Here is a 3,187-nt window from a genome sequence, read left to right as displayed (position 1 = left end):
TAATACACCTTTGAAATAAATTTTAGAATGAGTTAAATCAACATTTTTAACCCTTAAGACTTCACAATCAATCACTTCTTTATCATAAGCAAAAATTATTTCTTTTACTTTTTCAAGAGGCATGAATTTTCCTTAAATTTTTAGTCATTTTATGATAGCTAGAACTCCAATATTTATCGCTTTTTTCTCCTGCTAAAACATTAAAATAAAATTCATTTCTATCTTTTTGATATTCTTGTGAGATATTACCATAATCATATTTATGATAAAGCATTCTTGAAATCATTTCATCTTTAGGTATAAAAATAAAAGGATAAAATTTACTCACACTAAAATTATTATATTTTTGACTCAAATCTAAATCTTGTATCGCAATAGCTTCATAATCATTATCTGCTTTTAAAAGTTTAATTTGTCTATCTTTTCTATCAAAATAAATTAATTCAAAATCACCTTTTATATCTGCACTAAATTTGTTAGTGATAGATTCTAGACAAAGATTTAATTTATTGTATATACTTTTAAGTTGAGAGGCTTTATCATAAAATTTTTTAATACTTTCATAATATCTTTGATTTTCTATATTTTTTTTACAAAAAGTTTGTATTTTCTTTTCTAAATTTTCCTGATTTACATAACATATATAATTATTATCTAGCATAGATCTAGTCCAAGTAATAAAAGCTCTTGCACCTTTTACACTTTGTAAATTATCATCAATATTTTGAAATTTCAAAAAGATGGAGTGAAGAGATTTGATTGTGTTTAAATTTTCTTTTAAGTTGTCTAATATGGGAAAATCTGGAATCCATTCATCAATATTAATAACTTCTATTCCTATATCAGAAAGTTTATTTAAAAGCCAAGTTGTACAATTGTGGATAGGAAAACTATTAAAAGGGTAAGAATTATAATATAAGTTTTCTCTAATGCTTTCAAGATTTATCATTTTACTATCATCTTTTTGTAGATTGGGATTTCTATTTTTTGTTTTCTCTGCTTCTTTTTTAATTTCATTAAGCAAGACTTCATACTGCTCTTGTGAAATTTCAAGCACACAGCGATTTTGTTGCCAAAAAGTAGAAGATGGGCGTTCATCTGTACAAATGTATTGCTGAAAATTATTATCCCATTTTGGTATATATTGATTATTTTCATACACTTTACCCCAATGGCTAGGAGTAGATTCAACAGGAGCAAAGCCAAAAAATCCCTCATCTTTAAAATCATTGTCTACTATACTAGGATAAATTTGTTTATACCATTTTTGATCTATCTTATTCCATTCTTTATTTTTAAGATATTCTTGTCTTAATTGTTCATCTATTTTATCAAGCTCATCAGGACTTTTGCCTTTAGTAAGTCCTAAAAAGACATGGGGAATGTTCCAATCCATAGGGTGGATATAAATTGTTGCGTAGTACTTCATAAAATTTCCTTATAAGTGACTAAAAAAATAATAACCAAATATTGCATAACAAATCATAAAAATCAATGATAAAAACAAGCTTAATTTATGTATTTTATAAAAAAAACCAATGATAAAAAATGAAATAATACTCAAAGAACAAAACCCAATAATCAAAATTGATATATCGTTAATAGTATGAGTATCAATATTAAATAACCATTGTATAGGATATAATAACCATTGTATAGGATATAATAACCATTGTATAGGATATAATAACCACCGAAAATCATCGCTTTTTATTAATATAGAATACACAAATGGGGATATTATCACAATTCCAAAACATATGAAACAATCTAATACAAATTTAGCAAAATTAAATTTGTTATTCATAGATATTCCCTTACTATATATTGATTATTTTTTAACATCTTATTGCTTGTAACATTAACAGAATTCATTTTAATTCCAAAACCCCAAAAATCATCATTGAATTCATTAGCTTCTTTAGCTTCATACCGTTTTTGATCTATCTTGTCTCATTCTTTATTTTTAAGATATTCTTGTCTTAATTATTCATCTACTTTATCAAGATCAGCAGAAAATCTAGCTTCTATAATGGTAGCATAAGCTGTAGGATCTCCCTTATCTTTAACTACTTGAAATTTTCCATTTTTATCTAGAAACTTGACTTTTTCTTCTATCTCATACCCTAACTTTATCCCATCTGCATAAAGCCACAAAGGAGGAGTAAAAGCACTATCAAAAAAACCTTTTTCATCATTCTCATCGATTAAATCAAGCATTGCATAGCTAGCATCTTATATTAGCATAGTCTTTGATTTGAGAGATAAGTTCTTTAGGGTTCATCAGTAACTTTGTCCTGTATATTTTTCATCACTTTTTATAAATTTATTATTAGTAAAATAATGAAAAGATCCTCCTCCTGCACTTTTACGACTAATGCTAGAAAAGCTAAATCCTCTTCCTTCATCTCCAAATAATCCATAACTTTTTACTTTATAATCTATCATAGTAGCAAAAACAACAGGATATTTTTTACCCTCACACACATAATAAGTTGTCATACCTAAATAAGGTCTTAATTTTTTATAGTTTTCTTCACCCATATATGCTTTAAATTGATCTTCATAGTATGCAAATTCGGGTTTATCTTTGAAGTTGAAGTTTGATTCTCCTATTTTATAATTATAATCATTACGATAATATTTACAACCATTAGAAAGGACTTGAGGAAGCAATTTATCAATAGCTTCAGAATCTATCGTATAAATTAACTCTCCTGATTTTAATTGACCCACTTTAGTTCTAAATTTATCAGTATCTTCCAACTCTCTTCTTTTTCTTTCATTTTCCAATATCTCTTCTCTTATTTTTTTATCAAAGATATAAATTCCACCATAATTACTTGCAAGAGTTTCTAATTCACTTGCTTTATTTTCTTTAAAAGCACATGCACTTAAAGATACTAAAGAAAACAAGCTTAGAATTATCATTGTGATTTTCATTTGATACTCCTTTTTAAAGTATATTATTTCAAATACCTTAGTATAAGTAAAATTTAGTTTTTATATTTAACATACTATTAAAACCTTTTTCATCATTCTCATCGATTAAATCAAGCATAGCATAACTAGCATCTTATATTAGCATAGTCTTTGATTTGAGAGATAAGTTCTTTAGGGTTCATCAGTAACTTTGTCCTGTATATTTTTCATCACTTTTTATAAATTATAACAATAAAATATAGCG

Annotated in this window: 3 protein-coding genes; all 3 read right to left on the bottom strand. The window is 25.9% G+C overall.

Going from position 1 to position 3,187, the window contains the following annotated elements; all coding sequences use genetic code 11:
* Positions 1-112: 112 nt before the first annotated feature.
* Positions 113-1,429, bottom strand: a complete 1,317-nt coding sequence (locus L8X40_RS08190) for a hypothetical protein (protein ID WP_263667663.1) — start codon at positions 1,427-1,429, stop codon at positions 113-115.
* Positions 1,430-1,986: 557 nt separating this feature from the next.
* The gene (locus tag L8X40_RS08185; protein ID WP_263667662.1) at positions 1,987-2,220 is read right to left on the bottom strand and encodes a hypothetical protein; all 234 of its coding nucleotides are present in this window, start codon (positions 2,218-2,220) and stop codon (positions 1,987-1,989) included.
* 63 nt (positions 2,221-2,283) lie between these two features.
* Positions 2,284-2,736, bottom strand: a complete 453-nt coding sequence (locus L8X40_RS08525; RefSeq protein WP_412175590.1) for a tRNA 2-selenouridine synthase — start codon at positions 2,734-2,736, stop codon at positions 2,284-2,286.
* Positions 2,737-3,187: the final 451 nt, after the last annotated feature.

Origin of the sequence: Campylobacter sp. CNRCH_2013_0855 (assembly GCF_025773025.1) — a bacterium.
In the GTDB taxonomy this organism is placed as follows: domain Bacteria; phylum Campylobacterota; class Campylobacteria; order Campylobacterales; family Campylobacteraceae; genus Campylobacter_D; species Campylobacter_D jejuni_C.
This window is presented reverse-complemented; position numbering and strand designations above follow the sequence as displayed.